The organism is Aerococcus sp. L_32, from assembly GCF_050689315.1.
The window spans coordinates 1-3,964 of the sequence record NZ_JBOEQF010000194.1; the positions used below are offsets into that span (position 1 = coordinate 1).

The window sequence follows — 3,964 nt, forward strand, 5'->3', positions numbered from 1 at the left end:
CCTCTACAGGCCGAAGGATTGGGCTATGACAGCTTTTTAGTAGCGGAACACCATTTTACAAAAGAGATTGCTAGTGTGGCACCAGAAATTTTGGTGGGTTACATCTTAGCCAAGACGGACAAGATTCGTGTAGGATCTGGTGGGGTCATGCTGCAACATTATGTCCCTTATAAAGTGGCGGAGTCATTCAGTGTCCTCCACCAACTAGCGCCAGGACGGGTGATTCTGGGATTAGGAAAAGCGCAAGGTGGTAAGGATGAGGCGGTTGAGGTCCTACAACGAGACTTTATCAAACCGGTCCAGTCTTTCGATGACAAATTTATCGAGGTTACTCGTTTTATCCGTAATAATTTCCCGGCCGACCATCCCTATGCGGCTGAAAACTATGACTTGCAACCGGCGATTGATTCGGACTTTACCATCGAGTTGCTCGGGGGTAGTCAAGAAAGTGCCAATTTGACGACCACTCAGGATACCGGCCTAGTCTATCCCTACTTTGCCAATGCGGACCTTGAAGCGCTTGACAAAACGAGAGCCGCTTATCAAGGATCAGGGGACTTTAAAATTGCCGTCATCGTTTATATCACAGACGATCCAGATGAAGGTAAAGCCTACCTTGCTGAACAAGCTGCCTATACAGTGGTTTTAAATTCTGGCAAAAGGGTCAACTTCAACAAACAAGCGGCCGCTGAAGCATATGCTGACCTGCACCAAGCTGAAGACGCCAAAATCCTTGAAAAACAAGTAGGCGCCTTTGTCGGCACAGCCAGTCAGGTGAAAGCGCAACTAGACGATTTTTCAAAGAGATTTAATACCGACCATTTTGTGATTCATACGATCGGCATCCCTTACGCTAAAAAATTCGAGATTATTGAAGCCTTAGCAGGGGAAATTAAAGGAGGATAATAATGTCAGATAAACAACAAGCAGCGAATATCGTTTTATGGGCCAAGCAAGGGTGTCATTATTGCCAGGAAATCAAAGATTACTTACAAGAGGAAAACCTTCCATATGAATTAATTGACGTGACAGAAAACGACCAATTTAGAGACATTTTGAATGCCAAATACGGGGTCTCTTATGTGCCAGTAGTTGAAATTGGTCAAAAAGACAGCAAGCAATACCAAGTCATTATTGATTTTGGGTTGGAACATGTGGTGAACGGGCTAAAAGCAGCCGGAATAGGAGTGAAGTAATATGACTAAACAAGTACATTTTGGGGCGATTTTACATGGAATCGGTGGAACAACAGATGGTTGGCGTCATCCGCAAGTAGACGAAACTGCCAGCACAAACTTAAACTTTTATAAGACACGGGCGCAATTAGCAGAGAAAGGACTATTTGATTTCGTCTTTATCGCAGATGGTTTATATATTTCTGAGAAGTCAATTCCTCATTTCTTAAACCGTTTTGAACCGATTACCTTATTGTCTAGCTTAGCGGCTGTGACTGAAAATATTGGTTTAGTGGGGACTTTCTCAACAACTTATACAGATCCTTTCACTATTTCACGTCAATTGTTATCGCTAGACCACTTGTCTAATGGCCGTGCTGGGTGGAACTTGGTGACGACACCACAAGCAGGGGTGGCTGAAAACTTCAACAACCGGACGCTACCGCCTCACGGTGAACGCTATAAAATCGCCCAAGAACATTTAGATGTTGTGCGTGGTTTATGGCGATCTTGGGAACCGGATGCCTTCCCTAGAAACAAAGAAACAGGCCAATACTTTGATCCTGAAAAACTGCACCGTTTAAACTATGAAGGCGAGTATTTCCAAGTGGCTGGTCCCCTAAATATTGGTCGTTCACCTCAAGGGGAACCACTCGTTTTCCAAGCAGGATCATCAGATTCTGGACGGGCCTTTGCGGCAGGGAATGCAGAAGCTATTTTCACACATGCCAATTCTTTAGAGGAAGTGAAAGCTTTCTATGATGACATTAAAGCGCGGGCTAAAGCAGCTGGCCGTAATCCTGAAGAGGTCAAAGTTTACCCTGGCATCAACCCACTTGTTGGGGATACTTTGGAAGATGCTGAAGCAGCTTATACTGAATTTGCCAGCTTAATTCCAATTGAGAATGCATTGAAATACCTAGCTCGCTACTTCGATGACTACGACTTCTCAGGTTATGACCTAGATGCATCATTCCCAGATTTAGGAGATATTGGAAAAGATGCCTTCCGTTCGACAACAGACTACATTAAGAAACGCGCCAAGGAAGAAAACCAAACCTTACGTCAAGTAGCCTTGGAACAAGCGGTGACTCGTCCAAACTTTATTGGGACAGCTGAAGACATCGCTGACGAAATCCAACGCTGGGTTGAAGCAGATGCTATTGACGGCTTTATTATTGCTGGTGACATTCCAGGTGCCTTTGAACGGTTCGTCAATGAAGTAGTGCCGATTCTTCAAGATCGTGGGGTTTATCGGACAGAGTACCCAGGTACGACCCTACGTGAACAAATTGGGGTGCCTATTGTCCCTTAATGGCAATGGACAATGATTTAATAAGCTGTAAGGATTTGAAAAATTGTAGTGATGTAATTAATTGCAGTTATTTAATTCATTCATTGTTTGAACAAAATCGCATAATCAAACAGGCGAAACGATGGCTAGCAGATACAAGGCCACGTTTCGTTTTTTTTGCTTAAATAATAGGGCTTGTTCGTCTTTTAAGGGGTTACAGGTTAGGGTCTAATACAAACATTGTATTAAAATGCAATTAAATTCATGATCATTTGTCTAGTTTTTTTATCATTTCTGATAGTTATTTACGAATATTAGTCTATGTGTAATTGGTTAGAAACCGCTAAATATAAACTTTTAAGACGTGCTTTTATCTAAGGGTAAAAACAAAAAATGAAAAACGAGGCGTGTTTTCCCCAGGCAGTAATCTTGTCTAAAGGTGTTCGGGTTTGTTAAATTGACTTCAAGCAAAAGACATTTTTTTAATCACGAAATGCGATGAAGAGAAGAGTAATTACTTATGTATTGGACAGAAAGTCTGTGTTGATGAGAGCAGATGGATACAGGTAATGAAAGTGCGTTTGGAGCATCCTACCAGTGAAAGCTGGTTGGACGGGTGGGGCCGTTAAGCCTGTCAGTATTTACTGACTGAGATATTGTCTGTGAGGGCAATATGAAAAAGGGTGGAACCATGATTGTTGACCAGTCATCCCTTCTTGATAGGACGAGTGCCTATTGGGAGGGGTTTTTATTTTACCCACAAAAGGACTTAGACAGTCAACACAAGCGAAGATAATATGCATACAATAATGAGGATGAGCGACAAATGACGAACAATAATAGTAATAATATGATTGAAATTGAACACTTACAAAAGGACTTTTCTGGGACTCAGGTCTTAAAGGATATTTCCTTTGAAGTTGCAGCCGGCGAAGTGGTGGCCATTATCGGACCATCAGGGTCAGGGAAATCGACCTTGCTTAGATGCTTAAACTACCTAGAAGAACCGAACGGTGGGGTTATTCGCATTGGGGATGTGGCCGTGGATACTAAGAAGGCGACAAAAAAATCTGTGGCTGAATTGAGAAAACAAACTTCGATGGTCTTCCAGCACTACAACTTATTTAAAAATAAAACAGTACTTGAAAACGTGACTTATGCCCTTGGAGTGGCGCAAGGATTTTCAAAAAGTGCCGCTAAAGAAAAAGGGTTGGCTTTGCTTGAAAAAGTAGGTTTAGCAGAAAAAGCAGACAAATATCCAGTCACTTTATCAGGAGGCCAGCAACAACGTGTGGGTATTGCCCGAGCGGTTGCGGTCAATCCAAAGGTCATTTTATTCGACGAACCGACTTCATCGCTTGATCCAGAGTGGGTGGCTGAAGTACTACAGGTTATTTCTGACATTGCCAGAGACGAGCAAGCAACGATGATTATCGTGACCCATGAAATGAATTTCGCTAAAGAAGTGGCGGATAAAGTGGTCTTCATGTCAGAT

4 protein-coding genes are annotated in these 3,964 nt (G+C 42.6%); all 4 read left to right on the top strand.

Translation table 11 applies throughout. From position 1 onward, the window contains the following. The coding region (locus ACRCJ0_RS10210) for an MsnO8 family LLM class oxidoreductase (RefSeq protein WP_431390367.1) at window positions 1-906 on the top strand (906 nt) is incomplete at its 5' end. A gap of 2 nt (window positions 907-908) precedes the next feature. Continuing rightward, a complete protein-coding gene (locus ACRCJ0_RS10215) occupies window positions 909-1,196 on the top strand; it encodes a glutaredoxin family protein (RefSeq protein WP_431390368.1) in 288 nt (95 codons plus the stop codon). Between the two features lies 1 nt (window position 1,197). Continuing rightward, entirely contained in the window at window positions 1,198-2,490 is a 1,293-nt protein-coding gene (locus ACRCJ0_RS10220; RefSeq protein ID WP_431390369.1) for an LLM class flavin-dependent oxidoreductase, read from the top strand. A gap of 805 nt (window positions 2,491-3,295) precedes the next feature. After that, window positions 3,296-3,964 (top strand): amino acid ABC transporter ATP-binding protein (locus ACRCJ0_RS10225; RefSeq protein ID WP_431390370.1); only part of this gene is annotated, 669 nt, incomplete at its 3' end.

Coding starts and splice junctions, on each gene's coding strand:
- ACRCJ0_RS10215 (WP_431390368.1), top strand. CDS start 909: ATGTCAGATAAACAACAAGCAGCGAATATCGTTTTATGGGCCAAGCAA.
- ACRCJ0_RS10220 (WP_431390369.1), top strand. CDS start 1,198: ATGACTAAACAAGTACATTTTGGGGCGATTTTACATGGAATCGGTGGA.